This is a genomic window from Roseateles noduli (genome assembly GCF_050626985.1).
Lineage (GTDB): Bacteria > Pseudomonadota > Gammaproteobacteria > Burkholderiales > Burkholderiaceae_C > Roseateles > Roseateles noduli_A.
In genome coordinates this window covers 2,482,902-2,509,875 of the sequence record NZ_CP192463.1, presented here as the reverse complement: position 1 = coordinate 2,509,875, position 26,974 = coordinate 2,482,902, and the positions used below count along the sequence as shown (strand labels likewise).

At 67.7% G+C, this 26,974-nt stretch carries 23 protein-coding genes, 1 pseudogene and 1 riboswitch; of the genes and pseudogenes, 14 read left to right on the top strand and 10 right to left on the bottom strand.

Going from position 1 to position 26,974, the window contains the following annotated elements; all coding sequences use genetic code 11:
- The first annotated feature begins 142 nt into the window (after positions 1–142).
- Both ACQ4L4_RS10975 and ACQ4L4_RS10970 read left to right on the top strand, forming a co-directional pair.
- Positions 143–6,382: a beta strand repeat-containing protein gene (locus ACQ4L4_RS10975; protein ID WP_431104267.1), complete on the top strand. Its 6,240-nt coding sequence runs from the start codon at positions 143–145 to the stop codon at positions 6,380–6,382.
- Between the two features lie 206 nt (positions 6,383–6,588).
- The gene (locus tag ACQ4L4_RS10970; protein WP_431104265.1) at positions 6,589–7,386 is read left to right on the top strand and encodes an N-acyl homoserine lactonase family protein; all 798 of its coding nucleotides are present in this window, start codon (positions 6,589–6,591) and stop codon (positions 7,384–7,386) included.
- A gap of 86 nt (positions 7,387–7,472) precedes the next feature.
- Here ACQ4L4_RS10970 and ACQ4L4_RS10965 read toward each other — a convergent pair whose 3' ends face one another.
- Genes ACQ4L4_RS10965 through ACQ4L4_RS10955 form a run of 3 tightly spaced genes read right to left on the bottom strand, consistent with a single transcriptional unit; the run spans position 7,473 to position 9,936 of the window.
- A complete protein-coding gene (locus ACQ4L4_RS10965) occupies positions 7,473–8,300 on the bottom strand; it encodes a helix-turn-helix domain-containing protein (protein ID WP_431104264.1) in 828 nt (275 codons plus the stop codon).
- Positions 8,301–8,332: 32 nt separating this feature from the next.
- Positions 8,333–9,055, bottom strand: a complete 723-nt coding sequence (locus ACQ4L4_RS10960) for a lipase secretion chaperone (RefSeq protein ID WP_431104262.1) — start codon at positions 9,053–9,055, stop codon at positions 8,333–8,335.
- A 17-nt stretch (positions 9,056–9,072) separates the two neighbouring features.
- Entirely contained in the window at positions 9,073–9,936 is an 864-nt protein-coding gene (locus tag ACQ4L4_RS10955; protein ID WP_431104261.1) for an alpha/beta hydrolase family protein, read from the bottom strand.
- Between the two features lie 156 nt (positions 9,937–10,092).
- Between ACQ4L4_RS10955 and ACQ4L4_RS10950 the strand changes: the two genes are divergently transcribed.
- From ACQ4L4_RS10950 to ACQ4L4_RS10940, 3 genes are all read left to right on the top strand, one after another.
- Complete coding sequence (locus tag ACQ4L4_RS10950; RefSeq protein ID WP_431104260.1) at positions 10,093–10,560, top strand: helix-turn-helix transcriptional regulator; 468 nt, start codon at positions 10,093–10,095, stop codon at positions 10,558–10,560.
- Positions 10,561–10,634: 74 nt separating this feature from the next.
- The gene (locus tag ACQ4L4_RS10945; protein WP_431104259.1) at positions 10,635–11,048 is read left to right on the top strand and encodes a VOC family protein; all 414 of its coding nucleotides are present in this window, start codon (positions 10,635–10,637) and stop codon (positions 11,046–11,048) included.
- Between the two features lie 173 nt (positions 11,049–11,221).
- Positions 11,222–11,599, top strand: coding sequence for a DUF1801 domain-containing protein (locus tag ACQ4L4_RS10940; protein ID WP_431104914.1), 378 nt, complete (start codon positions 11,222–11,224; stop codon positions 11,597–11,599).
- 64 nt (positions 11,600–11,663) lie between these two features.
- Here ACQ4L4_RS10940 and ACQ4L4_RS10935 read toward each other — a convergent pair whose 3' ends face one another.
- Together ACQ4L4_RS10935 and ACQ4L4_RS10930 are read right to left on the bottom strand one after the other, a co-directional pair.
- Positions 11,664–12,083, bottom strand: a complete 420-nt coding sequence (locus ACQ4L4_RS10935; RefSeq protein ID WP_431104258.1) for a VOC family protein — start codon at positions 12,081–12,083, stop codon at positions 11,664–11,666.
- Positions 12,084–12,294: 211 nt separating this feature from the next.
- A complete protein-coding gene (locus ACQ4L4_RS10930) occupies positions 12,295–12,894 on the bottom strand; it encodes an alpha-ketoglutarate-dependent dioxygenase AlkB (RefSeq protein ID WP_431104256.1) in 600 nt (199 codons plus the stop codon).
- Positions 12,895–12,947: 53 nt separating this feature from the next.
- On the opposite strand from ACQ4L4_RS10930, the gene ACQ4L4_RS10925 reads away from it, so the two are divergent.
- Complete coding sequence (locus ACQ4L4_RS10925) at positions 12,948–13,325, top strand: hypothetical protein (RefSeq protein WP_431104255.1); 378 nt, start codon at positions 12,948–12,950, stop codon at positions 13,323–13,325.
- Between the two features lie 46 nt (positions 13,326–13,371).
- Here ACQ4L4_RS10925 and ACQ4L4_RS10920 read toward each other — a convergent pair whose 3' ends face one another.
- The gene (locus ACQ4L4_RS10920) at positions 13,372–13,902 is read right to left on the bottom strand and encodes a gamma carbonic anhydrase family protein (protein ID WP_431104254.1); all 531 of its coding nucleotides are present in this window, start codon (positions 13,900–13,902) and stop codon (positions 13,372–13,374) included.
- A gap of 163 nt (positions 13,903–14,065) precedes the next feature.
- Here ACQ4L4_RS10920 and ACQ4L4_RS10915 point away from each other — a divergent pair.
- The 5 genes and pseudogenes from ACQ4L4_RS10915 to ACQ4L4_RS10895 all read left to right on the top strand — a co-directional run.
- Positions 14,066–14,386, top strand: a pseudogene (locus ACQ4L4_RS10915) (hypothetical protein); the annotation flags it as partial.
- A gap of 148 nt (positions 14,387–14,534) precedes the next feature.
- A complete protein-coding gene (locus ACQ4L4_RS10910) occupies positions 14,535–15,536 on the top strand; it encodes a threo-3-hydroxy-L-aspartate ammonia-lyase (protein ID WP_431104253.1) in 1,002 nt (333 codons plus the stop codon).
- 213 nt (positions 15,537–15,749) lie between these two features.
- Entirely contained in the window at positions 15,750–16,721 is a 972-nt protein-coding gene (locus ACQ4L4_RS10905) for a M15 family metallopeptidase (protein ID WP_431104251.1), read from the top strand.
- A 154-nt stretch (positions 16,722–16,875) separates the two neighbouring features.
- On the top strand, positions 16,876–17,343 hold the full coding sequence (locus ACQ4L4_RS10900; RefSeq protein ID WP_377153951.1) for a hypothetical protein: 468 nt from the start codon (positions 16,876–16,878) through the stop codon (positions 17,341–17,343).
- Between the two features lie 181 nt (positions 17,344–17,524).
- Positions 17,525–18,151, top strand: coding sequence for a phosphohydrolase (locus tag ACQ4L4_RS10895; RefSeq protein ID WP_431104250.1), 627 nt, complete (start codon positions 17,525–17,527; stop codon positions 18,149–18,151).
- Between the two features lie 63 nt (positions 18,152–18,214).
- Here ACQ4L4_RS10895 and ACQ4L4_RS10890 read toward each other — a convergent pair whose 3' ends face one another.
- Complete coding sequence (locus ACQ4L4_RS10890; protein WP_431104249.1) at positions 18,215–18,862, bottom strand: TetR/AcrR family transcriptional regulator; 648 nt, start codon at positions 18,860–18,862, stop codon at positions 18,215–18,217.
- Between the two features lie 118 nt (positions 18,863–18,980).
- On the opposite strand from ACQ4L4_RS10890, the gene ACQ4L4_RS10885 reads away from it, so the two are divergent.
- From ACQ4L4_RS10885 to ACQ4L4_RS10875, 3 genes are read left to right on the top strand one after another with little or no spacing between them, the layout of a single operon-like run.
- Positions 18,981–20,075 (top strand): dipeptidase, encoded by a 1,095-nt coding sequence (locus ACQ4L4_RS10885; protein WP_431104247.1) that lies wholly within the window; start codon positions 18,981–18,983, stop codon positions 20,073–20,075.
- Positions 20,072–22,186, top strand: a complete 2,115-nt coding sequence (locus ACQ4L4_RS10880) for an amidohydrolase family protein (RefSeq protein ID WP_431104245.1) — start codon at positions 20,072–20,074, stop codon at positions 22,184–22,186. The genes ACQ4L4_RS10885 and ACQ4L4_RS10880 overlap by 4 nt, the downstream gene beginning before the upstream one ends.
- Before the next feature lie 10 nt (positions 22,187–22,196).
- Positions 22,197–22,604 carry a RidA family protein gene (locus tag ACQ4L4_RS10875; protein WP_431104243.1) on the top strand — a complete coding sequence of 136 codons (408 nt, stop codon included), beginning with the start codon at positions 22,197–22,199 and terminating at the stop codon, positions 22,602–22,604.
- A 15-nt stretch (positions 22,605–22,619) separates the two neighbouring features.
- On the opposite strand, the gene ACQ4L4_RS10870 is transcribed toward ACQ4L4_RS10875, so the two are convergent.
- From ACQ4L4_RS10870 to ACQ4L4_RS10860, 3 genes are all read right to left on the bottom strand, one after another.
- Complete coding sequence (locus ACQ4L4_RS10870) at positions 22,620–23,171, bottom strand: hypothetical protein (RefSeq protein ID WP_431104242.1); 552 nt, start codon at positions 23,169–23,171, stop codon at positions 22,620–22,622.
- Positions 23,172–23,404: 233 nt separating this feature from the next.
- The gene (locus tag ACQ4L4_RS10865) at positions 23,405–25,309 is read right to left on the bottom strand and encodes a TonB-dependent receptor domain-containing protein (RefSeq protein ID WP_431104241.1); all 1,905 of its coding nucleotides are present in this window, start codon (positions 25,307–25,309) and stop codon (positions 23,405–23,407) included.
- Positions 25,310–25,391: 82 nt separating this feature from the next.
- Positions 25,392–25,643, bottom strand: a riboswitch (cobalamin riboswitch).
- Between the two features lie 211 nt (positions 25,644–25,854).
- Positions 25,855–26,832, bottom strand: coding sequence for a GMP reductase (locus ACQ4L4_RS10860; protein ID WP_431104240.1), 978 nt, complete (start codon positions 26,830–26,832; stop codon positions 25,855–25,857).
- Positions 26,833–26,974 lie beyond the last annotated feature (142 nt).

Here is a 26,974-nt window from a genome sequence, read left to right as displayed (position 1 = left end):
CAATTTATCCAACGGTCAAGGGTCTGGTGCCGATTTTTCCGCGGGACTTAATAGTGCTCTTGCAATCATTGGAGCTCTGCGAGATAACCCGTGGATACGTTCTCTCAACGCCACGGCTATTGGTCTGTCGCTTGCGGCGGAAATGACAAAGTTGCAAGATGCATCTAATATCTCTGACCCAGCCGCTCGGACTGATCAGCAAGTAGATGCAGTTCTGGGGATCGTTGGTGCGATCGGATCAATTATCTCCACGGTTCCGGCGCCGCAATTCAAGGCGGCAGGTATCGCACTCTCGCTGACTGCCGCTTCGGCCAAGGAGCTCTATAAGAATCGACAGGCCATCAAAGAAGCGTGGGATCAATACTCACGACATCTCAATGAGCAGCGAGCAATCGAAGAGCAGAACTACAAGCAGCTTCTAGAGGATATGAGAGGGCGGAAAAAACCGCTGCTGAGTCCTGACGTGGCTGACCTGGATCCGAGCACCTTACTACCCCGCCGCATGACGGACGGGGGCAAGAAGTATCAACGGGCGAAGGTGGAGCGCCGTCGGGATCCGTTGGCGATTGATCTGGGCGGCGATGGCATCCAGATGGTTTCCGGTGACGTTCCGGTTCTGTTCGATCACGATGGCAACGGCGTGAAGACCGGCACCGGCTGGATTTCCGGCGGAGACGCATGGCTCGTGATGGATCGGAACGGCAACGGCACCATCGATTCTGGTCAGGAACTCTTCGGCGTCGATACGGTCATCACCACTAAGGGAACGTATCTGGACAATGCCGGCGTGGAGCAGTCCTGGTCCCTGACACGGAACGCCTCGAGCGGCTTCGAAGCGCTTACTGCACTCGACGGCAACGGCGACAAGGTTTTCGACGCGCGAGACGAAGCGTTCCAGTCGATCCGACTCTGGCAGGACCAAAACAGTGATGGTATCAGTCAGGCAGATGAGCTATTCACGCTGCAACAAAAGGGAATTCTCGAAATCTCGTTGAACGCCGATTCTTCGTCGGTGGAACTCGGCAATGGCAATGGCATCACCGGCCAAGCACCTATCAAGTGGGCATACGGCGGGGCTGGACAGATCGATTCAATCGGGCTGCAATCGAACGCCGCGAATTTGAACCTCGCCGATACGCCATTCTTTCGTGAATTCGTCACGAAGATTCCGCTGACGGAGCAGGCGAAGGCACTCCCCGATTTGATGGGAACGGGTTGGGTGAGGGATCTCGGCGAAGCAATGAGCTTGAATTCCGCTGCGGCTGAAAAATTGGCCGGACTTGTCACGCAGTATTCGCACGCGCATACCAAGGCGGAGCAGGTGGCAATGCTGGATGCATTGCTTCATGACTGGGCCGATACCACGGGAAAGCTGAACCAAAATACGGTTCCCACTCGCAATCTGTCTATGAGGGTCATTTCCTCGACGCTCCAGCCCGGGCAGGATCCCACGCGTACGCCATACACTGAAGTGGTGGAGTATAAATTTGCTGATCCGGGTGAAGGGCATGACTATGCGAGCATCCTGCTTCCCGACAGGTACTACGAGGATGCTCGCAAAGGTATGCTCAATGCCGACGGTATTGAATTGCTCAAGCGTCTCAATATCCTTGAAGTCTTCAACGGTCAGCGCCTCCTTGAGACGACGGTGACTGAGAAGCATGGGCCCGCAGGAGCCTCATCGGGTGGATCCGGCTCCGGCGGTGCCGCCCAGGACCCGAGCGCACCGCGCCAACTCTTAACGATCACCTTGCTGCAGGACCAGATCGATGAGTTCGAGTCTGCGTACCAGTCCTTCCGCGATGGTATTTATGACGGATTGGTCTTTGATACGCGCCTGCAGTCGTTCATTAAACTTATCGAACTGAATTTCGACGGCTCCGCGTATGTATTCGATACCTCGAAACTAGTGCAGCGTTTCGAAGACATACGCGCAACGGATCCGAAGAATGCGCTGGTAGACTTTGTAGAACTTGCAACCTATGCCCAGATTGACCTGGATATTGCAGATCTCGACATCGCCGGAGTGTTGACTCGATGGATCGAGGACAGTCGGGGCGATGCCGCGTTTGAGGACTTGCTTCACGAACTACACGTGTTCAAGGGAGCTGAGACCACGGGTACGGGCGATGAAGACCTCTTCCTCGCGGGAACGGCCGGCAGCACATTCGCTGGGGGCGAGGGTGCCGACCAGCTCTTTGGCGGCTCAGGCGTCGACAAGCTCTATGGTGACGCGGGGGCAGACCGTCTCGAAGGGAATGACGGGGACGACACGCTGGACGGCGGAGCGGGCTCGGACGTGCTCAAGGGCGGGCGTGGAAACGACAACCTGAACGGCGGCACTGACAACGACACTCTCGATGGAGGCGCCGGCAACGATTCGCTATCTGGCGGCAACGGCGATGACGTGATCTTGTTCGGCAAGGGGGACGGCCAGGACTACCTGAGCGGCGACTATGACAGCCGATCCAATCGACTGGACGTGCTGCAGTTCAAGGCGGGCGTCAGCGCGAGCGAGATCGTCGCCACGCGCGACAGCTCGAGCCTGGTGCTGAGCATCGCCGGCACGACCGACAAGATCACGATCGGGTCCTTCTTCAACAACGACGACCCGCGCAGCGCCTACAACCCCGTGCAGCAGGTTCGTTTCGCCGACGGCACTTCCTGGAGCATCGACGACATCCTGTCGCGCTACTTCGGGGGCACGGCGGGCAATGACCAGATCGGTGGGACGGTCGCCGCGGACGTGATCAATGGCCAGGCCGGCAACGACACGATCAGCGGCTACGCCGGCAACGACGTGATCAACGGCGGCGACGGCATCGACAACCTGTCGGGCAACGCGGGCAACGACACTCTGGACGGCGGTTCGGGCAACGACTACCTGACCGGTGGCGACGGTGACGACGTGATCCTGTTCGGCAAGGGCGACGGCCAGGACTACCTGAGCGGCGACTCCGACAGCCGATCCAATCGACTGGACGTGCTGCAGTTCAAGGCGGGCGTCAGCGCGAGCGAGATCGTCGCCACGCGCGACAGCTCGAGCCTGGTGCTGAGCATCGCCGGCACGACCGACAAGATCACGATCGGATCCTTCTTCAACAGCGATGATCCGCGCAGCGCCTACAACCCCGTGCAGCAGTTTCGTTTCGCCGACGGCACGAACTGGTCCGTCGATGACATTCTGTCGCGCTACTTCGGGGGCACGGCGGGCAATGACCAGATCGGTGGGACGGTCGCCGCGGACGTGATCAACGGCCAGGCCGGCAACGACACGATCAGCGGCTACGCCGGCAACGACGTGATCAACGGCGGCGACGGCAACGACAACCTGTCGGGCAACGCAGGCAACGACGTGCTGGACGGCGGCGCGGGCAGCGATTCGCTCACCGGCGGCGACGGCGATGACGTGATCCTGTTCGGCAAGGGTGATGGTCAAGACTACCTGAGCGGCGACTCCGACACCCGCGCTAATCGACTGGACACCTTGCAGTTCAAGGCTGGTGTTTCGCCGGACGAGATCATCGCCACGCGCGACAGCTCGAACTTGGTGTTGAGCATCGCCGGCACGACCGACAAGATCACGATCGGATCCTTCTTCAACAACGATGATCCGCGCAGCGCGTATAACCCGGTACAGCAGGTGCGGTTCGCCAATGGCACCGTCTGGAATATCACCCAGATCTTGGCAGTCCTGTCGGGGGGAACGTCGGGCGCGGACAATATCACCGGCACCAGTGGCGCCGATGTGATCGATGGACGCGCCGGGAACGATACCTTGCGTGGCGCCGGGGGCAACGACCAACTGTTCGGCGGTGACGGCACCGACAACCTGTCGGGCGACGCGGGCAACGACACTCTGGACGGCGGTTCGGGCAACGACTACCTGACCGGTGGCGACGGTGACGACGTGATCCTGTTCGGCAAGGGCGACGGCCAGGACTACCTGAGCGGCGACTCCGACAGCCGATCCAATCGACTGGACGTGCTGCAGTTCAAGGCGGGCGTCAGCGCGAGCGAGATCGTCGCCACGCGCGACAGCTCGAGCCTGGTGCTGAGCATCGCCGGCACGACCGACAAGATCACGATCGGGTCCTTCTTCAACAACGACGACCCGCGCAGCGCCTACAACCCCGTGCAGCAGGTTCGTTTCGCCGACGGCACTTCCTGGAGCATCGACGACATCCTGTCGCGCTACTTCGGGGGCACGGCGGGCAATGACCAGATCGGTGGGACGGTCGCCGCGGACGTGATCAATGGCCAGGCCGGCAACGACACGATCAGCGGCTACGCCGGCAACGACGTGATCAACGGCGGCGACGGCATCGACAACCTGTCGGGCAACGCGGGCAACGACACTCTGGACGGCGGTTCGGGCAACGACTACCTGACCGGTGGCGACGGTGACGACGTGATCCTGTTCGGCAAGGGCGACGGCCAGGACTACCTGAGCGGCGACTCCGACAGCCGATCCAATCGACTGGACGTGCTGCAGTTCAAGGCGGGCGTCAGCGCGAGCGAGATCGTCGCCACGCGCGACAGCTCGAGCCTGGTGCTGAGCATCGCCGGCACGACCGACAAGATCACGATCGGGTCCTTCTTCAACAACGACGACCCGCGCAGCGCCTACAACCCCGTGCAGCAGGTTCGTTTCGCCGACGGCACTTCCTGGAGCATCGACGACATCCTGTCGCGCTACTTCGGGGGCACGGCGGGCAATGACCAGATCGGTGGGACGGTCGCCGCGGACGTGATCAATGGCCAGGCCGGCAACGACACGATCAGCGGCTACGCCGGCAACGACGTGATCAACGGCGGCGACGGCATCGACAACCTGTCGGGCAACGCGGGCAACGACACTCTGGACGGCGGTTCGGGCAACGACTACCTGACCGGTGGCGACGGTGACGACGTGATCCTGTTCGGCAAGGGCGACGGCCAGGACTACCTGAGCGGCGACTCCGACAGCCGATCCAATCGACTGGACGTGCTGCAGTTCAAGGCGGGCGTCAGCGCGAGCGAGATCGTCGCCACGCGCGACAGCTCGAGCCTGGTGCTGAGCATCGCCGGCACGACCGACAAGATCACGATCGGGTCCTTCTTCAACAACGACGACCCGCGCAGCGCCTACAACCCCGTGCAGCAAGTGCGGTTCGCCGATGGCACGAACTGGTCCGTCGATGACATCCTGTCGCGCTACTTCGGGGGCACGGCGGGCAATGACCAGATCGGTGGGACGGTCGCCGCGGACGTGATCAACGGCCAGGCCGGCAACGATACGATCAGCGGTTATGCCGGCAACGACGTGATCAACGGCGGCGACGGCATCGACAACCTGTCGGGCAACGCGGGCAACGACACTCTGGACGGCGGCGCGGGCAACGACTACCTGACCGGTGGCGACGGTGACGACGTGATCCTGTTCGGCAAGGGCGACGGCCAGGACTACCTGAGCGGCGACTACGACAGCCGATCCAATCGACTGGACGTGCTGCAGTTCAAGGCTGGTGTCAGCGCCAGCGAGATCGTCGCCACGCGCGACAGCTCGAGCCTGGTGCTGAGCATCGTCGGCACGACCGACAAGATCACGATCGGGTCCTTCTTCAACAACGATGATCCGCGCAGCGCGTACAACCCCGTGCAGCAGGTTCGTTTCGCCGATGGCACTTCCTGGAGCATCGACGACATCCTGTCACGCTACTTTGCGGGCACGGCTGCCGCTGACACCATCAGCGGCACCGTGAGTGCCGACCTCATCCGCGGCCAGGCCGGCAACGATTCGCTGTCGGGCAACGGCGGCAACGACACGTTGTATGGCGGTGACGGCAACGACACCCTCAGCGGCGGCGATGGCAACGACGTCCTCGAAGGCGGTGTCGGCAACGACACGCTGTATGGCGGCAACAGCAACGACACCTATGTGTTCGGCCGCGGCGACGGGCAGGACAGCATCCAGTCGAAGTACGACTCGTCGACCTCCAAGCTGAACGTCCTTCAGCTGAAGGACGGCATCTCGTCCGGTGACGTGACTACGACGCGCTCTGGTGAAAACCTGGTGATCGGTATCGCAGGGACGACGGACACCGTCACTGTCTCGGCGTTCTTCTACAACTCCGGCAGCCCGTCCAACAACTACAACCCGCTGCAGCAGATCCGTTTTGCCGACGGCACCGCCTGGTCGCTCGCCGACATCGACAACAAGGTGAAGGGCCTGCCGATGTCGAGCGCCTCGGCGCGGACCGCAAACACCGATCGTCAGGCGGATGCGCTCATCTCGGCGATGGCGTCGTTCTCGGGGGCGTCGGCAACGGCGACTCACGCCGCGATGCCGAGCTACTCGACCAGCAACAGCGACGCGTTGATGGCCGTTTCGACGCGTTGATCGGCTGACCGCGTCCCCGAACATCCCGGCACCAGCGAGCCGGGGTGTTCGGGAAGCCGGCGACGTTCCTCACGACGGGACCCCTTGGGGTCCCGTTTTCTCTTGGCTCGCGGAATTGCTTCAAGGACCATACCGACAGGACGCAATGAGGACGTGTGCACGTCCCGCCGGTTCATCGCTATCATCCCCGCGATCAAGGAGACGACATGACCACACGCTTCTGGATGGCGCTCACCGCGGGCGCGCTTCTCTCGCTTTCTGCGGCGGCCCAGGAGGTCACGTTGACGCGGCTCGACTGCGGCAACGGGACCAACGACCCTCGGCGCTTCAGCGACACCTTCGCCTACACCGAGACGAGCAAGCCCTTCACCTTCAGCTGCTACGTCATCCGGCACGGCTCGGACGTGATGGTGTGGGACACCGGCTACCTGCCGGGCTCCGCGCCCAACGCGACCAACAAGCCGTTGGGGGATCTGCTCAAGCAGATCAAGATCGATCCGGCCGACGTGAAGTACGTGGGCATCAGCCACTTCCACGCCGATCACACCGGCCAGGTGAGCCTGTTCAAGAACGCGACGCTGCTGATCGGCAAGGCCGATTGGGAAGCCATCAACGCGACGCCGCCGATGGCCGGCGCGAACGCCAAGGGCTTCGCCGAGTGGATCGCCGAGAAGCGCAAGGTCGATGCGCTGACCGCGGACAAGGACGTCTTCGGCGACGGCACCGTCATGGTCCTGCGCGCGCCCGGCCACACGCCGGGGCACAGCATCCTGCTGGTCCGCCTCAAGGAGATGGGGCCGGTGATCCTCAGCGGCGATTCCGTCCACTTCCACGAGAACTACGAGCACGATGGCGTGCCCGGCTTCAACGATGACCGCGCGCAGACGCTCGCCTCGATCCAGCGCGTCAAGCAGATCGAGAAGAACCTCAAGGCGACGGTCATCATCCAGCACGACCCGCGCGACATCGGCAAGCTGCCGGCCTTCCCGGCGGCAGCGAAGTAGCCGCCTTCGGAGCGCGGAGGCCGAGGCTGAAGCCGAAGCCGAAGCGCTCCGGATCGAGCCTCGCTCAAGGGTCGCTCAAGCGCCGATCAAGCGCCGCTCAAGCCCTGCGCCAGGCTGACCTGCTGCCGCCAGGCATGGTCCACGCGACCATCCTGCGTGCTGCGGTGTTCCGCGAAGTAGCGCGACGGGCAGTCGCCATAGCAGCGCATCCACACCTTGGCCAGGTGGGCGGAGTCGGTGAACCCCGACGCCTGCGCGATGGCGGTCAGGGCGCGTCCGCTGCCGAAGAACATCGCCGCGCGCTGGATCTTCACCGCCAGCGCGTATTGCCGCGCGGAGATGCCCAGCGATCGCAGGAAGCCGCGCGACGCCTGCGCGGCGGTCATGCCGACCGGCGCGCCAAGCGTGGCCAGATCCTGCGCGGGGTCGAGCCGGAGGCCCGCCATCATCTGCGCCACGCGCGGGTCCAGCGGACGATGCGGCGCGACGCTGTCCGCCACGCTGCCCACCAGCATCTGCACCGACGCCCGCAGCCGCCGCCCGCTCAAGGCGTCGCGGGCAAAGGCGGCGGCGCAGTCCAGCAGGCCCGCGAAGTGCTCCGCGTCCAGCACGCGCACCGGCGCGCGGTCCGGCCAACGGCTGAAGGTGTTGTAGCGCGGGTGGGTCGGCTCGAGGTCGATCAGCACGACCGGTTGCCCGCCGGAGTCGAGGGCGCGCGATGCAAACGGACGCACCGCCACCAGACGGCCTTGCCAGTGCTGGCCGTCGACGCTGACGCTCAGCGGCTGCGGCGTCAGCGCGCAGGCCAGCGTCACCGAGTGCCGCCGCACGCGCGAGCGCACCGCGCCGCTCGCGTAGATGAAGCTGTCGCCCAACAGGCCCAGGCGAGGGCCGACGAAGTTGCCAGACATCATGGCGGCATGCTGCGTCCAGCGACGCCGCCGCGTCAAGGCTGAACCGCGCCGCGCTCCTGGTCATAGCGGACCTGCGCGCGCATGGCCTTCTCCTCCATGCTGCGCGCCGTCGAGGTGTCCTCGCGCATGAGCTCCAGGATGCGACGCGCGACGGCGTCGTCCTGCGCGAACATCTGCTGGGCCGCCTCCGCGCCGAAGTGGGCGGCTCGAAGCGCCTGCATCGTCCGCAGTTGCGCCAGTCCCTCTTCGGGCACCAGGGGCGCCTGACCGGGCGGGAACGCGGCGGCCTGGGCGGTCTGGTAGGCCTCGAACTGCGCCACCAGCTCGCGGGCGCGCGCGGCGGCCGGCGCCGGCAGGCCGGCGAGCTCGGCGTCCATGCGGGCGGCCAGCGCATCGCCTTCGTTGAGCGCCAGCATCGATTCGGCCCGCAGGCGCATCGGCTGGTCGACGACGAGCCGCCCCCGTGCATCGGTGCGGAACACGCGTTGCGACTTCCCCTCAAGACCTGGCACCGTCGCGGGCAGTGGGACCGCGGCGCCCGCGTCGATCGGAACTCGGGCCGCCGCTGTCGGCGTGCCGACCGCCTCGGAAGCGGCGGTCGAGCGGGACCAGGGGAATGCCGTCTTCGGGTCCTCGACGACCGCCGGCGCGTGAGCGCCGGCGGCGAGCCAGGCGAGGAGGGCCACGGCGCCGAGGCCGGCGGCAAGGGCCAGCGCGACGCGCCGGCCCCGTTGGCGATCGGACATGTGCGACATGGCGTCCTCCGTCGGGCTCAGTAGGGGCAGTTCTGGTTGTAGCGGTCGAAGACCAGCGCGGTCGCGTAGGCCGTGTGCGGCGCGCCGCACAGGAACGGCGAGTAGCGCGTGTCCGCGTCCACGAAGCGCTTCATCCAGGTCACGCCGTAGCGGCCGATCGGCGTGTTGGTGCTGTTGGGCGTGAAGTGGGAGGCGCCGTTGAGCTCCGCATAGGCCTTGAACGTCGTGGCCGGCAGGCTGGCGTAGAAGGGCCGCGCATGCACGGCGACCGAGGCCACCGTGTCGCCGTCGGCGCCGACGATGAGCGTCGGCACCCGCACCTGGGTGAAGCTGGTGCTGAGGTTCCACGGTGTCAGCGGCAGCGCGGCCTTCAGCGTCGGGTTGTCCTCGGCCGCGATCAACGCGCCGCCGCCGCCCATCGAGTGGCCGGCCACGGCCAGCCGCGTGCTGTCCACGCGGCTTCTCACGGTGCTGCTGGCGCTGTTGACCACGTAGTTGAGCGCCGCCATCAGCTGCGTGGCGCGGCTGGCGGGCTGGTCCAGCGTCGTGTTGGTGTTGATCGTGATCACGACCAGGCCGTGGGTGGCCAGGCGGCGGCCGAGCCAGGCGATGCTGGATTCGGTGGCGGTGAAGCCGGGGCTGATGGCGACCACGCCGTAACGGCCGGAGGTCGTGGGGTAGTAGATGGTGCCGCCGCCGAAGCCGCGCGCGATCGTGACGTTGCTGGTCGCGACCGCGAACGATCCCGAGGTGGCGTTCAGGCTGGCGGAGGTGGGGTCTGGACCGATCTGGGCCGAGGCGCTGCCGGCCGCGAAGGTGGCGAAGGCGGCGCACAAGGCTGCGGTCCGCCAGGCGGTCCGCAGCGAAGCTGGCTGAGTCATGGTGTCTCCCTTGAAGAGGTGCCGTGGTGCGAGATGCACCGGGCCAGCGCAGTCTAGGAAGCGCACCGTCGGAGTGCCTTGTATGCATCCGGGGGAGGCACCCCCTAGGATCGTTCAGGGAAAACCCTGGGTGGATCTCGCCGCTAGGATGCCGGCATGCCCACCGTCGCCCCTGAGGTCGCAGTCACGCCCGACGCCCCCAGCACCCGCCTGCGCGACCTCGCTCGCCTGCGGCGCGTCCGTGACCGCATCGATCGCGAGTACGCCCAGCCGCTGGACGTCGAGGCGCTCGCGTTGGGCATCGGCATGTCGTCCGGTCATCTCAGCCGGCAGTTCCGGCTGGCTTACGGCGAATCGGTCTACGCCTACCTGATGACCCGCCGCATCGAGCGCGCGATGGCGCTGCTGCGCCGCGGCGACCTCAGCGTCACCGAAGTCTGCTTCGAGGTCGGCTGCTCGTCGCTGGGCACCTTCAGCACGCGCTTCACCGAGCTGGTCGGCGTGCCGCCGAGCGTCTACCGCCGCGACTCGGCGGCCGAGGCCGAAGGCCTGCCGTCCTGCGTCGCCAAACAGGTGACGCGTCCGATCAGGAATCGAGAAGCGCCGGAGAAGACGTCCCCCTAGACTGCCTTCCAAGGGTCCGGACCCCGGCGGCGACGGCCGCCGACCCCTCTGACATCACCCCTCTGGAGACACGCATGGACATCACCATTCATTCGACCTTCCTGCCGCACACGGACGCCGAGGCATCACTGGCCTTCTACCGCGACGGCCTGGACTTCGAGATCCGCAAGGACGTCGCCTTCGGCGGCAACCGCTGGATCACGATCGGGCCCAAGGGGAAGCCGGACACCTCCATCGTCCTGTTCCCGCCGAACGCCACGCCCGGTCTCACCGACGAGGAGAAGCGCACCATCGCCGAGATGATGGCCAAGGGCACCTACGCCATGCTGCTGCTGGGCGCGAAGGACCTGGACGAGACCTTCCAGCGCCTGCAGTCGCGGGACGCGGAGATCGTGCAGGAGCCGATCGACCAACCCTACGGCGTGCGTGACTTCGGTGTGCGGGACCCGGCGGGGAACATGATCCGTATCCAGCAGCTCAAGCACTGACCCCGGAGACTCGCATGCCCAGCACCACCGATCCGAATAAGAAGCCCTTGACCGGCGCCGCCAGGCACGCTGCGAAGTACGTGGCAAAGAAGGCGGTCAAGCCGGTCGCCAAGAGCACCTTCAGAAGCGCAGCGCCCAGCGACGACAACGTCCCTGGCGTGGACGCTTCCAAGATGATCGACGCCCGCATCGCGGAGCTCGGCGACTGGCGCGGCGAGCTGCTCGCGCGGCTGCGCAAGCTGATGAAGGAGGCGGTGCCGGGCGTCGAGGAGACGTGGAAGTGGCGCGGCACGCCGGTGTTCGAGCACAACGGCCAGATCTGCACCGGCGAGACCTACAAGGAGGTCGTGAAGATGACCTTCGCGAAAGGCGCGAAGCTGGCGGATCCGGGCAGGCTCTTCAACTCGAGCCTCGACGGCAACGCGCGCCGCGCCATCGACATCCGCAAGGGCGACAAGATCGATGAGGCGGCGTTGAAGGCGCTGTTCAAGGCCGCTGCGGCGCTGAACGACGCGGCCGCCAAGCCCAAGAAGGCCAAGCCGGCGGCTTGAGGCCCGCCGGCTCGGTGCTTCAGCTATCAGCCGTTGTCAGCCGTCAGCCGTCAGCCGTCGGTCTTCAGGCCTGCTGACTCGCGAAGGTCCTGCGGAACTCCGGCGCCGCGTCCTCGCGGGTGTTCACCTCGAGCATCAGCCGTCCCGGCATCCAGCAGAAGAAGCGCGAGCCGCGCGCATGCGAGATCAGCTCGGTTTCCATCGGCACGCCCGCGCCGAGCATGTCGGCGTGGATGCGCTGGAGGTCCGTCAGCGTCGAGACTTCGACGCCGATGTGGAAGTTGCCGGGCCAGGTGATGTCGCGATCGCGCGCGTCCTCGAGGACGATGTCGAGGGCGTCCTTCTTCACGACGCGGCTGCTGCCCATCGCTAGCACGGCGAAGCCGAGGAAGTGCTCGAAGAACGCGGCGGTCGCGGGGACGTCGTGGGAGGGGACGCTCAGATGATTGAGCGTGGAACGGACCGTAGTGAAGTGCGTGGTCATGGAGTGCCTGTGCGCAAGCCGGCACGACGCTGAGGCGTCGCAATGCCAGTGGGGTTGCGCGTTGGCTGACGTAAACGCTTACGGCCCGGTGCAGATCAGTTCAGGACGAAAGGACTGCGGAGCGGTTGTCATCGTAGTGGCGCCGCGCGAACACGGTCAAGCGCGGGGATGCCGAGCGGCCCGTCGTCGTGCGATCAGCGGATGAACGCCTTCATCGATCCCGCCGCGCGGTGCGGAACGTGATCGACCAGCGCAGCCGTTCCACCGGCGCGACGCTGTGTTGCCACGCCCATCGCGACGGTCCTCGCAGCGCGTAGATCGATCGCGGCTCGACGCTCACCTTGATGACGTCGGCGCGCTTGGGCGCATCGGGCGGGTAGGGGCGGAAGCGCAGCGTCGCGGCCGCGCCGAGCGAGACGCCGAAGACCTCCTCGAAGTCCGGCACGTCGCGATGCCAGCCCAGCGGCGTGCCGGGCGAGTACTCGGCCACCAGCGCGTGCACCAGCGCCTCCGGCGCCATGCCCGCCCATTCCGCGACGCGTTGCCGCAGCGGCTCCAGTTCCTCGATGAGCGCCTGCGCCGGGCGCAGCCGGTTGGTGTCGTAGTCGAAACTGCCGCCGTAGCTGACGACGCGGCGTCGCGCGGTGTATGCCTTGTACTGCGCGGCCTCCAGCGGCAGCGAGCGGATCAGCTCGATCAGCGCGCCTTCCTCGCCCGACGACAGGAAGCCCGAACGATACGTCATGCCCTCGGGCAACGCGTCGGCGGGCGGGTCGAGATCGAAGAGGGAGGTCTGGTCGGCGGGGGCCATGCGGCAGTGTTCCGGCGGGTCAAAATCCGCCGCTGTGGAAACAGGGAGGACGCATGACCGAAGCAGTCATCAAGAAATCATTCTGGCGCGAGTGGGGCATCCTGATCGGGTTCGCGGTCTTCGCGGTCGCGGCGATCGGCGCGTTCCGCATGTGGACCGAGCACAAGGCCGAACAGCCGATCGTCGAGCCTTACAAGCGGTATCTCGCCGAGCTCGCCGCGGCCTCGCCGGGCGCGGCGAAGTTCCTCCAGCAATATCGCGCCGTGCACCGCCGGGACAGCGTCGCCTCGATGCATTACCCCCACCTGTGCGGCGCCATGACCCGCATCGCTGAACAGGAGGGCGTGGATCCCGAAAGGATCGATCCGGGACAGGCGCCGACCTGCAGCCATATTGGCAAGCTACTGCCGGAGCAGTTGGTGATCCCTTGAGTTGTTGCTCGTTGAGGGCCATGTCTCAACCGGAGCCAACAGGGCATCACCCGGCCAGATAGTTGTCCTTCACCCGGATGTAATGCTCGGCGGAGTACTTCAGGTAGGCGATCTCGTCGGCGGTCAGTTCGCGCACGGGCATCGCGGGTCGGCCCATGTAGAGGTGGCCGCTCTTGAGCACCTTGCCCGGCGACACCAGGCTGCCGGCGCCCAGCATCACGCGGTCCTCGATGACGACGTCGTCCATCACGATGCTGCCCATGCCGATCAGGCATTCGTTGCCGATGCGGCAGCCGTGCAGGATGACGGAGTGACCGACCGTCACGTGGTCCCCGATGATCAGCGGCGAGCCTTCCGGCTTCTTCGGGTTCTTGTGCGAGACGTGCCCCATGGTCAGGTCCTGCACGTTGGTGCCGGTGCCGATCACAATGCGGTTCACGTCGCCCCGCAGCACCGCGTTGCACCAGACCGAGCTGTCGGGACCGAGGGTCACGTCGCCGATCACCTGGGCGGATTCATGGACGAAGACGCGCTCGGCGAGCACCGGGGCGGTATCGAGGTAAGGGGACAGCGGCATGGCGGGCGAAGGCGGGCAGCGGAAGAAGAAGGCCATTGTCGCGGCGTCGAAGAAGACCGTCGCGAAGCCTGCTGCCAAAACCACAGCCAAGCCGGCTGCGAAACCGGCCGCCAAACCCGCTGCGAAACGGACGACGAAGCCCGCCGCCAAGGCGCCGCGCGAGAAGCGCCATCACCACTACGTCTACGTCGTCGAGCTCGCCGACCAGGTCTGGAACGAGCCGCGCTTCCGCAAGTCGAATCCGGACTACCGGCTCGGCATGCCCTTCGTCTACGTCGGCATGACAGGGCTCGATCCCGACCTGCGCTTCGACAAGCACAAGGCCGGCATCCAGTCCAACCGTTTCGTCTTCGACTACGGCCTGCGCCTGCTGCCGCAGCTGTACGAGGTCTACAACCCCATGCCCTACGAGGCCGCGCGGGAGATGGAGGTGGAACTCGCCATCGGCCTGCGCGAGGCCGGGTACGGCGTCTGGCAGGCCTGAGTGGCGGGCTCGAATGGATAGCCTGCATGGACAGCCGGAATGGCCGCCCTGAATTGAAGTCCTGAATGGCAGGCCTGAATGGCCGGCCCGACGCTGTTCCGATACAGCCCTGCGGCATGATGGCCCGGCCCTTCGTTCAGGAGCAGAGATGACCGCCACGTCCCCCGCCGCCGCCACGCCCGTGGCGCTCCCGACCTACGCCGACGTCGAGGCCGCCGCCCGCCGCATCGACGGTCACGCGCATCGCACGCCGGTGCTGACCTCGCGCACCGTCGACGAGCTGCTCGGCGCGCAGGTGTTCTTCAAGTGCGAGAACTTCCAGCGCATGGGCGCCTTCAAGTTCCGCGGCGCGTTCAACGCGCTGTCGCGCTTCACGCCGGAACAGCGCCGCTTCGGCGTGGTGACGTTCTCGTCGGGCAACCATGCGCAGGCGATCGCGCTGTCCGCGCGCATCCTCGGCATGCCGCCGACCATCGTCATGCCCAAGGACGCGCCCGCGGCCAAGATCGCCGCCACGCGCGGCTACGGCGGCAACGTCGTCCTCTACGACCGCTACACCGAGGACCGCCAGCAGATCGGTCGCGACCTGGCCGAGAAGCACGGCCTGACCCTGATCCCGCCGTTCGACCACCCCGACGTGCTGACGGGGCAGGGCACCGCCGCGAAGGAGCTCTTCGACGAGGTCGGGGCGCTCGACGCCGTCTTCGCGCCGCTGGGCGGCGGCGGCCTGCTGTCGGGCACGGCACTGTCGACCCGCGCGCTCTCGCCGAAGGCGACGCTGTACGGCGTCGAACCCGAGGCGGGCAACGACGGGCAGCAGTCGTTCCGCAGCGGCCGCATCGTCACCATCGACACGCCGCGCACCATCGCCGACGGCGCGCAGACGCCCCACCTGGGCGACATCACCTTCGCGCTGATCCGCCAGCACGTCGACGACGTCCTCACCGCGACCGACGCGGAACTGGTCGACGCGATGGGCTTTTTCGCGTCGCGGATGAAGATGCTGGTCGAGCCGACCGGCTGCCTGGGCTTCGCCGCGGCGAAGGCGATGAAGGACCAGTTGAAGGGCCAGCGCGTCGGCATCGTCATCAGCGGCGGCAACGTCGACATGGCGCGTTTCTGCGAGCTGGTGGGCGCCACAGCGACTTGAGCGCGGGGCCAGGGTGGCCCCCCCCGCGCGCGGCGCTTGCAATGCGCTCGGTTCGTGCGGTCAGGCCTGCGGTCAGGTGTGCGCTACGCGTTACCGCCCGTCACAGCTGCGAGGGACGCGAGGCCGCTCAGATGACCTTGGTCAATGTCGCCGTCGGAGCCCGATGCCCAGAATCCACTTGCCATCCGTTTTCGACAGCAAGGGGATCCTCGCGTGCAAGCTCATCTCATCGACTCCGTCGGCGCCGCCGGCAAGAATCGCAAGGCCGACGTCGAATCCGTCCAGCGTCTGCTGACGGCCCGTCATCTCTATCGCGGTCGCGTCGACGGCCTGTGCGGCCCGCTGACGGTGGACGGCATCCTGCGCTTCCAGCGCGGCTTCATGAGCAAGCCCGACGGGCGCGTCGACCCCAACGGCCGCACCTTCAAGCGCCTGAGCGCGCCCGCCGAGTCCTCGAGCACGCACGCCGCCACGCCGGCCGCGCGCGTCGCGCCGGCCGCCGCCTCCCGCCCGGTCACCGCCGCTCGCCCCACCTCCACGCCCACGCACACCGCCACGGCGGCGCCGACCACCAGCGCCGGCAGCACCTCCGCCGCGACGCCTCAGCACGTCGCCGCCAGCGGCGATGCCGGCAGCGCCCGCGCCCTGCTGACCACGCTCGTGCCGCGCCCCGACGCGCACACGATGAACCCCGGCCTGGTGGCCGTGTCCTCGTCCTACATGGTCCAGGCGCTGGGCCAGCCGCGTCACTCGTACTCGCAGGACTGCCAGCCGCTGACCAACGAGAAGCTGAAGAAGCACATCGTGTCGAAGTCGGTGGGCCCCTTCCGCGCCACCGGCCTGGACCTGGCCGTCGACAGCCTGGCCGCCGTGATGGAGGACATCCGCAAGGAGCAGCCGGCCGTCTACGCCGCGCTGGGCACCGCCGGCATGCTCTGCTGCCGCAACATCCGCGGCTCGACCACCGGCATCTCCAACCACTCGTGGGGCACGGCGATCGACCTGACCCTCAACGGCGTCCTGGACCGCCGCGGCGACAGCAAGGTGCAGGTCGGCCTGACGCTGATCGCGCCGATCTTCAACCGCCACGGCTGGTATTGGGGCGCCGCGTTCCGCACCGAGGACGCGATGCACTTCGAGGCCAGCCGCTCGCTGGTCGCGCAGTGGGCGCCGCGCCTGGTCTGAGCCATCCCCAACTGATCTGCCGGCCGGCGACCGCGGTCGCCGGCTCCGAGCGTCGGTCCCGACCATCGGGGGTGCCGCCCGCCACGACACCCGTTGTTTCAATCTCCGCGACGCGCGCCCACCGGTGCGCGTCGCCGCATGGATACTTGTCGTCATGAAGCTCCGCTTGATTTCCGCCTTCCGCCTGCTGGCCCTGTCGGGCCTGGTGATGACCGCCGCCTGCCAGCCCACGCTGGCCGCCTGCAACGTGGCCACGCTGCCCGACGGCTGGGCCGCGGGATCGGCGCGCTGGGACGGCGCCTGCGCCGCCGACCGGGCCGACGGCCTGGGCGTGCTCAAGGAGCAGCAGGGCGCCGCCGTGAAGCGCATGTTCCTCGGCCGCGTGGCCAAGGGCGAAATGGCGCTGGGCGTCGTCGACATCCCCGACCAGGGCTACATGGCCGGCCGCTTCGAGCAGGGCAAGCTCGTCCCCAGCGACGACCGCCAGGTCTTCATCCAGGCCTTCGACGAGGCCGCGAAGGCCGCCACGTCGGTCGCGGACCGCTTCGAGAAGGCCGGCAACGCCGCCTCGGCGAAGTTCTATCGCGCCAAGGCCAAGGCCCTGCGCGAGCAGATGGACTGAGCTCGCGCGCCTGCCGTGCGGTCCCAAGGCCCTGCGGCCTGAGGGGGCTGGGTCTGGGCTGGGTCTGGGGCTGGCGCTGGCGCCGACTGGACGGCCATCCTGGCTGCAGGCCCGGCTGACGATGCCCTACTGACGATGCTCTGCTGACAGGGCGCGTCGTGGCGCTCGCTACAGTCGATTCATGACCGACAGCCCCCGCGCCTGGATCCGCCTGCCCTCCGGGGCGGCGCTCGACCTGATCAATCCGTCCCCCGATGCCTGGACCGACGAGGACCTCGCGTTGCGCCTGGCGCGCACCTACCGCTGGGGCGGCGAGTCCGTCTGGCCCTGGCCGCTGTCGGTCGCGCAGCATTCGCTGCTGGTGCTCGCGTTGCGCCGCTCATGGGCTGACGAGGGCGGCGGCGAACCGCTGTCGCCCGCGCTGCAGCGCGCGGAGCTCCTGCACGACGCGGAGGAGGGCTTCCTCGGGTTCGATTGCATCTCGCCGCTCAAGTGCGTGCTGGGCGAGCCCTTCCGCGTCGTCGGCGACCGGCTGATGGCGGCGATCGCCGTCCGATATCGACTGCCCGCGTGGACGCCCGACACGCACGCGACGCACAAGCGCGCCGACAGCACTGCCGCCGCGACCGAAGCCGTGCGCTGCACGGGCTGGTCCGAGCGCGAAGTCCGCGAGGTGCTGGGCATCACCCACCCGGTGCTGGACGCGGATCCCTTGCAGGCCGCGTACGGCGGCACGCCGTGGGAACCGTGGCCGTCGGACATCGCCGCGGGGCGGTTCCTGGAAGCACTGCGCCGGCTCAATACCTGACCCCAGGCACGGCCCGGCGAGCAGGCGCCGCACACCTGGCGGACCCGGCTGCCGAGGTGGAATTCAGATGTGCCGCGCGATCGACCGCCAGGCGGCCTCGGCCAGGATCGCTCCCCGGTCCGCTGGGCTCGCCAGCCGGCGTCCCGCCAGCCACGAGCGGCTGTACCACTCCGCCGCGCCCAGCACGAGCGCCGGGATCAGTTCCTCCGGCAGCGGCATCACCCGGCCGTACTTCACGTCGCGCGCGAAACACGCGTCGATCGGCGCGTATCGCGCCGCGATCCGCACCCGGAGGTCGTCGCCGAACGGCCCGCCCGCGACCACCTCGCGGGCGATGAAGTAGAAACGCGCCAGCTCCGCATGCTCGGTGATCCAGTCCACATAGGCGGTGATCAGGGCGTCGACCACCGCGTGGCTGTCCTCCAGCCCGCCGATCCGCGCCGCGATGGCGCGGCTCTGGTCGTCCACCGCCGCGAACAGCAGCGCCGCGACCACGCCTTCCTTGTTCTTGAAGTGGTGATAGATCGTGCCCACACTCTGGCCGCTGGCCGCGCGCAGGTCGTCGATCGTCGTGGCCTCGATGCCGCGGGCGTTGAAGGCCGACAAGGCCTGCGCCAGGATCAGCCGCTTGGTCTCGGCGCGGTCGTCCGGATAGGCGGCCTTCAGCACTTGCTCGGTCCTCGCGACGGCCTTGGCGGTCTTCGTGGGCATGATTAGAATAATCTTCTAGAGTTGTCGGCGGTCCCGTCCGGGGAACCCGTCCAAGGAATTGGAGACCGCGGGGCAATAAGCGCGATCATCCCTCAAAGAACATGGTGTCCACGCACGCATGAAGCCCTCGTTGCTGCCCGTCCTGAACGCCCTCGGTGTCCTGGACAACCCAAACCGGCAATTGCAGTCGCATTTGCAGCCGCAATCGCAGCCGACTCCCGGCGATCGTCAGAAGATGGCGTACGCCAGCAGCGCGCAGGACGTCGATGCGCGTTCGCTGGACGACGCGTTGGCGTCGGGGCTCTATGCGGTCAACGTGACGCTCGGGCATGTGGCCGGGAGCGACGATCCGCGCACCGCCACGGAGCGCGACATCGCCGGCTGGGACGCGTTCATCGCGGCGCATCCGCAGTTGCTCAAGGTGGGCACGGGCGAGGACCTCGCCACGGCGCGCCGGGACGGTCGCATCGGCGTGATCTACGGTTTCCAGAACACCGAGATGCTGGGCACCGACGTGGCGGCCGTGGACCACTTCGCCGACCTGGGCGTGCGGGTGATCCAGCTGACCTACAACGGCCGCAACGCGGTGGGCTGCGGCGCGACGGTGCCGGACGACGACGGCCTGAGCGCCTTCGGCGCCGAGGTGGTCGAGCGCCTGCAGCAGCGGCGGGTGCTGGTCGACCTGAGCCATAGCAGCGAGCGCACCTGTCTGGACACGCTGCGACGGGCGCGACAGCCGGTGGCGATCACGCACACCGGCTGCCGCGCGATCGCCGATCATCCGCGCAACAAGAGCGACACCGAGCTGCGCCTGCTCGCCGAGCGCGGCGGGGTGGTCGGGCTGTACTTCATGCCTTACCTGCGGATGAGCGGGCAGCCGCATGCGGAAGACCTGATCGCGCACCTGGAGCACGCGATCGACGTCTGCGGCGAGGACCACGTGGGCCTCGGCTCCGACGGCGGCAGCACGCACTACGACGACATGGCCGCCTACCGCAAGCACCTCGAGGACGAGATCGCGCTGCGTCGCAGCCTGGGCATCGGCGCGCCGGGCGAGACGGCGGACGTGGGGCTGTTCCTGCCGGACCTGTGCGGGCCCGACCAGTACCAGCAGCTGGCGCGGCTGCTGTCGGCGCGGGGACACCGCGCGGCGCGCATCGAGAAGATCCTGCACGGCAACTTCCGCCGGCTGATGACGGAGACCTGGGAATGACAAGAACGACGAAATGCCGGCTGACCGCCATGCATGCCGCGACGCGGGCCGCTCTGAGTGTGGCCTTGTGCGCGGTGCTCTGGGCGCCGGCCGCCCGCGCGCACGACGATCACGAGCGCCAATGGGCGCCGACGGCCGCCGATGCTCATGCCGCCCAGGCCGCGTTGCCCGCGCCGCAGGTGCTGCCGGGCGCGAAGGCGCAGCTGTCGCAGGTCCAGATCCACGGCGTGACCGTCGGCCGGCAGGCGCTCAGTCGCCAGGGCGACGAGGTGCTGGTCGACTACGCCTTCAGCGAGCGCGGCCGCGGCGATCAGCTCCGCGCGCGCTGGACGCTCGATGCGCGCGGCCTGCCGCTGCGCTACGAGGCCGAAGGCAACGACTACTGGAAGGTCCCGCTCACCGAGCGCTTCGACCGCGCGGACGGCAAGGCGTCGTGGAAGAACCGCGTGGAGCAGGGCGGCGCGGCGTGGCCGGAAGCGGGCGCGTTCTACCTGCCCGCCAACGCGCCGCCGGAGTTCACCGGCGTGCTCGCGCGCGCGCTGCTGAAGGCGCCGGGGCAACGCCTGGCCCTGCTGCCGGCGGGCGAGGCGACGCTCGCGAAGGGGCCGACGATCGCGGCGGGCGGACGTCGGCTGACCTTGCATCTGATCTCGGGCATCGACTTCACGCCGGTGGCGGTGTGGCTGGACGAGCGCCTGCAGACCGCCGCCGTGATCGACGACTGGTTCGAGGTGCTGGAGGCGCGCGACGTGCCGGCGCTGGCGCGACTCTCCGCGGCGCAGCGCGACGCGGACAAGCGCTGGTCCGCGGACCTGGCAAAGCGGATGACGCATGTGCCGCAGGGCGACCTGCTGATCCGCCATGCGCGGCTGTTCGAGCCGCGCGACCTGACGGCGCGGGAAGACATGCGGGTGCTGATCCGCGGCGGCTTCATCGTGCGCGTCGAGCCCGACGATGCTTCCCCGGCGCCGGCGGGCACCGAGGTCATCGAGGCCGCCGGCCGATTCCTGATGCCGGGGCTGTGGGACGTGCACCAGCACTTTTCCGGCACGGACGGTGTCTTCGACCTGATCGCCGGCGTGACCAGCGCGCGCGACATGGCCAACGACAACGTCCCGCTGATCGAGCGCGTGAAGCGCTTCGATGCCGGGACCGAGCTCGGTCCGCGCGTGGTGAAGGCCGGCATCATCGAAGGCGTGGGACCGCTGGCCGGTCCGACCGACGTGCGCGTCGAGACTGTCGAGCAGGCGCGCAAGGCGGTCGACTGGTACGCCGATCGCGGCTACGACCAGATCAAGATCTATTCGTCCTTCAAGCCGGAGCTGGTGCGCCCCATCGCCGACATGGCGCATGCGCGCGGCCTGCGCGTCAGCGGCCACGTGCCGGCGTTCATGCGGGCGGGGCAGTTCATCGACGCCGGCGCGGACGAGATCCAGCACCTGAACTTCATCGTGCTGAATTTCTTCCCCGAGGTCGCCGACACGCGCGGCAAGGACCGCTACACGGTGATGGCGGAGAAGCTGCTGCAGCTGGACCTCGACAGCGCGCCGGTGACGGGATTCATCGCGGAGCTGCGGCGCCGGCACACGGTGCTCGACCCGACGGTGGCGATCCTGGAGGGCTTGTACTCGGGCGCGCCGGGCGAGCCGCCCGCGGCGCTGAAGGGCATGGCCGAGCGCTTCCCGCCGACCGTGCGCCGGCGGCTGTTGTCCGGGGCGGTGGCGGTGCCGCCGGGCAAGGAGGAAGCGTACCGGCAGGCGCTGCCGCGGCTGCTGCAACTGGTCAAGCGGCTGCACGACGGCGGCGTGACGCTGATGCCGGGCACGGATGCGTTCGCGGGCTACACGCTGCACCGCGAGCTGGAGCTCTACGTGCGCGCCGGCATCCCCAACGCGGAAGTGCTGCGCCTGGCGACGCTGACGCCGGCGCAGGTGCTGGGCGTGGCGGGGCAACGCGGCGAGATCGCGGCGGGCAAGCAGGCCGACATGGTGCTGCTGGACGGCGATCCGCTGAAGGACATCGCCGCGCTGCGGCAGGTCGTGAAGACGATCAAGGCGGGGCGGGTGTTCGATCCGGCCCAGCTGGAAGCGGCGATGGGGATGACGAAATGAGGAGCCTTCGATGAGCACGACACACGACACCATCCATCGCTTCAACAGCGGCCTCGTCCTCCCCGCCAGCGTCCCGTTCCCCGAGGGCACGGCCTTCGGGCCGTTCGTGTTCCTGTCGGGTCAGCTGGGCAACAAGCCCGGCACGCTGGAGCTGGTGGAAGGCGGCATCCGCGCCGAGGCGCTCCAGACGCTGCGCAACATCGAGACCGCGCTCCAGGCGCAAGGCCTCGGCGTCGAGCACCTGATGCGCTGCACGGTCATGCTCGCCGACATGGCGGAGTGGGGCGTCTTCAACGAGGTCTATCGCGCGTTCTTCGGCGACCGGCCGCTGCCGGCGCGCAGCGCGTTCGGTTGCAACGGGCTGGCGCTGGGCGCGCGCGTCGAGATCGAATGCACCGCCGCGCGCCCGGCATCCTGACGCAGGATCCGCGCCTTACGGCGCCGGCTGGAAAGCCACGGCCGTCACGACGCGCGTCGATTGGTTGTATCGGTCCGAAGTGACGATCACCGCGGTCACGCGTTCCATCAACTTGTAGTCCGCCGGGCAGACCCGGTTGATCGAGGCTGCGCTGTGCTGCGTCGTCGTGCCGTTGGCATTGGTCACGTTGAGGAAACACGTGCCCTCGATGGGGCGCGTCATGACCGGACTCTCGATCGTGCCTGTCGTCTCGTTCAGCGTGAAGCCGGCCGGCAGCCCGAACTGCGGATCGCGCACCTCCACCTTCAAGCCTTTGAGACACGCCTGCGTCATACCGCGCGCCTGGAGCGTCCAGGTATTGCGCTGGTTCAGCTTGTAGGTCAGCGCGTCCTGCGCCACCTGGCCGGTGAGCGGCACGCTGGGCGTGAAGTAGACGTCGGCGCGTTCGCCGGTGACCTCGCAGTCATCGTCGCCGCCGCCCCCGCAACCGTTGAGCAGCCCCGCGACGGCCAACGCCGCCAGACCGGCCATCACGCCGCGTCCCCAGGACTTCGAAATCCGCGCCATCACTCACTCCCCGACTTGTCGTGCTTGTTGCTGAAGGGGCGGGATGCTAAAGGGCGCGCGCGTGGCTTTCGCGCGAATGCGTCCCCCGCGTCGGGGGGAGGCGCCGTGATGGATGCCGCAGTGGCATCGCTACCAGTCAAGCAGGGTGCGATTGAAGGGCCGCGCGAGCGATTCGTCGCGCGGCCTCATGCGACTCATGCGGCCTCAGTCAGCCTCATGCGTCTTCGAGCGGCTCAGAAGCCCTTCATGTCGTACCGCACCCCGACCCAGGCCTGACGGCCCAGACCCTGGTACGAGTAGACCGGCTGCACGTCGCGATCGGCGACGTTGAGGACCTTGGCCTCCAGTCGCCATTGCGGCAGGAAGCGCCAGGTCGCGCGCAGGTCCGTCACCGCGTAGGCGCCGAGTTGCGCGCCGACATCGGGCCGCGCGCCGACTTCCGTCAGCGACGCGCCGACGCTCCACACGCCGGTGTCGTAGTCGGCGGAGACGCTCTCCTGATGCGCCGCGCGGCGCGGCAGGCGCGCGCCGGTCTCCACATTGCGCGCGTCGAGGAAGTCGACGGTCGCGGTCAGGCTCAGGTTGCCGAAGCGATGCGCGCCGGACAGCGTCGCGCCCTGCAGCTTGGCGCGACCGATGTTGTCCGCGCAGCCGAAGAAGCCCGCCGGGCATTCGGTGCCGGTGGGATCGGGGTTGTAGACGATCAGGTCGCGGACCTTGTTGCGGTACACCGTGGCCGAGGCGCTGCTGGCGCCGGAGCGCCAGTTCACGCCGAACTCGATGCTGCGACCGCGTTCGGGCTGGATGTCCGGACGACCATAGAACGGGAAGTACAGGTCGTTGAAGGTCGGCGCGCGGAAGCTGGTGCCGGCGAGGGCGCGCACCTTGAGGGTCTCGGTGATCGCGTAGCTCGCGCCCAGCGTGCCGGTCGTGAAGCCGCCGTAGGCGGAGTTGTCGTCGCGGCGCAGGTTGGCCTGCAGCGAGGTCGCGCCGAACTGGCCCGTGTAGCCGGCGATGTAGGCGTTGTTGTTGCGCTTGAGCGCATCCGTCACGACGCCTTCGGCCTTCTCCGACAGATGCTCGTAGGCGAGCAGCAATTGCTGGTCCGGCGCCAGGCGCAGGGCGTTCTGCCAGGTGGCCTGATCACGGGTCGTCTTGAACGGCACGGGATCCGGCGCGCCGGAGCGCGAGTCGTCGATGCCGTGCGTCGCCAGCACGGTCGTCGTCCAGATCGGCGACAGCGTGCCGCGGTAATCGGCGCTGACCACGCGGGTCGTGAGCCGGTTGCGGAAGTCAGGCGACGCATCCGGCAGGAAATCCGGCGGATTGAAATTGGCGCTGTCGTACTGCGCGTTGAGCTTGTTCTGCGAGGCGCTGACGCCGATGCGATGCCCCTCGGCCGGCGTGAAGCCCAGCCGCGCCGTGGCCGACGTGCGGCGGAAACCGTCGCGGTCGGGGTTGTAGTAGCCGTTGATGTCGTTCGGGCGGATCGACGACACGCCGTCGCTGGTCTCGCGACCGATGCTGGCCGCGTAGTCGAAGCCGGCCTGCGCGCCGCTGAGCGCGAAGTCCGCCTTGCGCGAGTCGTACTCGCCGACGGCGACGCCGGCGGTGATGTTCAGCGGACCTTGACCCCGCTTCGTGAAGATCTGGATCACGCCGCCGACCGCGTCCGAGCCGTACAAGCCCGAGGCGGGACCGCGCAGCACCTCGATGCGCTCGATCTGGTCGAGGCTCATCGACTCGAAGGCCGCCTGGCCCAGCGTCGCCGAGCCGACGCGCAGACCGTCGATCATCACGATGGTGCTGTTGGTATTGGTGCCACGCAGCAGGTAGCCGGCGGTCTGTCCGGGACCGCCGTTCTGCAGGACCTGCAGGCCGGCGTAGCGGCGCAGGACCTCTTCGACGCTGGCGGCGCCGCTGTCGCGCAGGGTGTCGCGGTCGATCAGGACGACGTCGGCGACGCTCTTGCTCAGCGCCTGCGGCTCGCGGGTGCCGATGACGACGACGGGATCGAGGGACGACTGCGCGAACGCGCTCGACGGGACGATGATGGACAGGGCGGGCAGGGCGAGCAGCGCGGTCGCCGAAGCACGGGCGACAGCGCGCAACGCGGCGCGGGGAGAAGAGGCTTGCATGTCGGAATCGGATGAGCAGCGGCAGACGGCCGCTTCCCCGCGGCCGCATGCGGAATGGACGCGCCGTGCTCCTGGAAGCACGACGACGATCCGCCTGTTGGCCGGTATCCGGGCTGTCGGAAGAATGAACCCGTGTTGCCTTCCCGGACGACCGTCCAGTGGTTTCAGACACGAGCCGCGCGCTTTCTGCTTTCAGAAGAGGCGCGCCTTCCGCTTACCGTTGCGGGGGCAGCTCAGGTTGGGGCCACGACCGCGCGGGTGCGGCCCCTCCTGATTCCCGTTGAACTGCGCCGGCAGGGAGCCGGGCGCGAGCACCAACGGGCGGCATCATAGCGGGAGGGGCGGGGGGCGCTTCGCCCCCTGAACTGCAGGAGGGCTGGAGCGGGCACTCCTGCGTGCCTGGCGCGGGCACTCCTGCGGGAGGCCTGGCGCGGGCACTCCACGACGCGAGGGGCATCCCTCCGGGAACCCCTCGCATCATTTCGGCCCCACCAGCGCTCGCTGTCCGCGGGCCTGGGGCATGCGGGTGGACTGCGGGCCTTGGCTTACATGAACAGGTGTTCGCCGGCGTTTTCTCCGCCGAGGACCACGTAGTTCACCTTGCGCAGGTCGCCGAGGCTGCGGCCGCCGGCATAGGAGATCGAGCTCTGCAGGTCCTCCTCCATCTCGCGCAGCGTGTCGGCGAGGTGGCCCTTCACGGGCTCGAGGATGCGCTTGCCCTCGACGTGCTTGTACTCGCCCTTGTTGAAGTCGGACGCGGAGCCGTAGTACTCCTTGTAGCGCTTGCCGTCGACCTCGACCGTGTTGCCCGGCGATTCCTCATGACCCGCGAAGAGCGAGCCGATCATCACCATCGCAGCACCGAAACGCACGCTCTTGGCAATGTCGCCGTGATGGCGGATGCCGCCGTCGGCAATGATCGGTTTGGTCGCGACACGGGCACACCACTTCAGCGCCGAGAGCTGCCAGCCGCCGGTGCCGAAACCGGTCTTCAGCCGCGTGATGCAGACCTTGCCCGGACCGATGCCGACCTTGGTCGCGTCGGCGCCCCAGTTCTCGAGGTCGATGACGCCTTCAGGCGTGCCGACGTTGCCGGCGATGACGAAGGTGTCGGGCAGCTTGTGCTTGATGTGGCCGATCATGCGCTGCACGGCATCGGCGTGGCCGTGGGCGATGTCGATGGTGATGTAGTCGGCGCCGAGACCCTCGGCGGCCAGGCGGTCGATGAGGGCGTAGTCCGCCTCCTTGACGCCGGCGCTGATGGAGACCAGCAGGCCCTTGTCGCGCATCGTGCGGGCGAAGGCGATCGCATCGAGGTCGAAGCGGTGCATCACGTAGAAGTAGCCGTTGGCGGCCAGCCATTCGGTGATGGACTCGTCGACGACCGTCTTCATGTTCGCGGGCACCGCCGGCAGCTTGAAGCGGCGGGGGCCGAACTCGACGGAGGTGTCGCACTCGCTGCGGCTGTTCACGCGGCACTTGCGCGGCAGCAGCAGGATGTTGTCGTAGTCAAAGATTTCCATGGTCCAAAGTCGCAAAGTCGGGCTGCGTTGATGCAGTGCACGCCCTGGGCTGCGAGCGCTTGACTTGGGACCCGGCCAAAAAAAAACCGAGTCCCAAAATTTGGGCCCGGTGACCCATTCTACGCGTGCTGCGGGGTGCCGC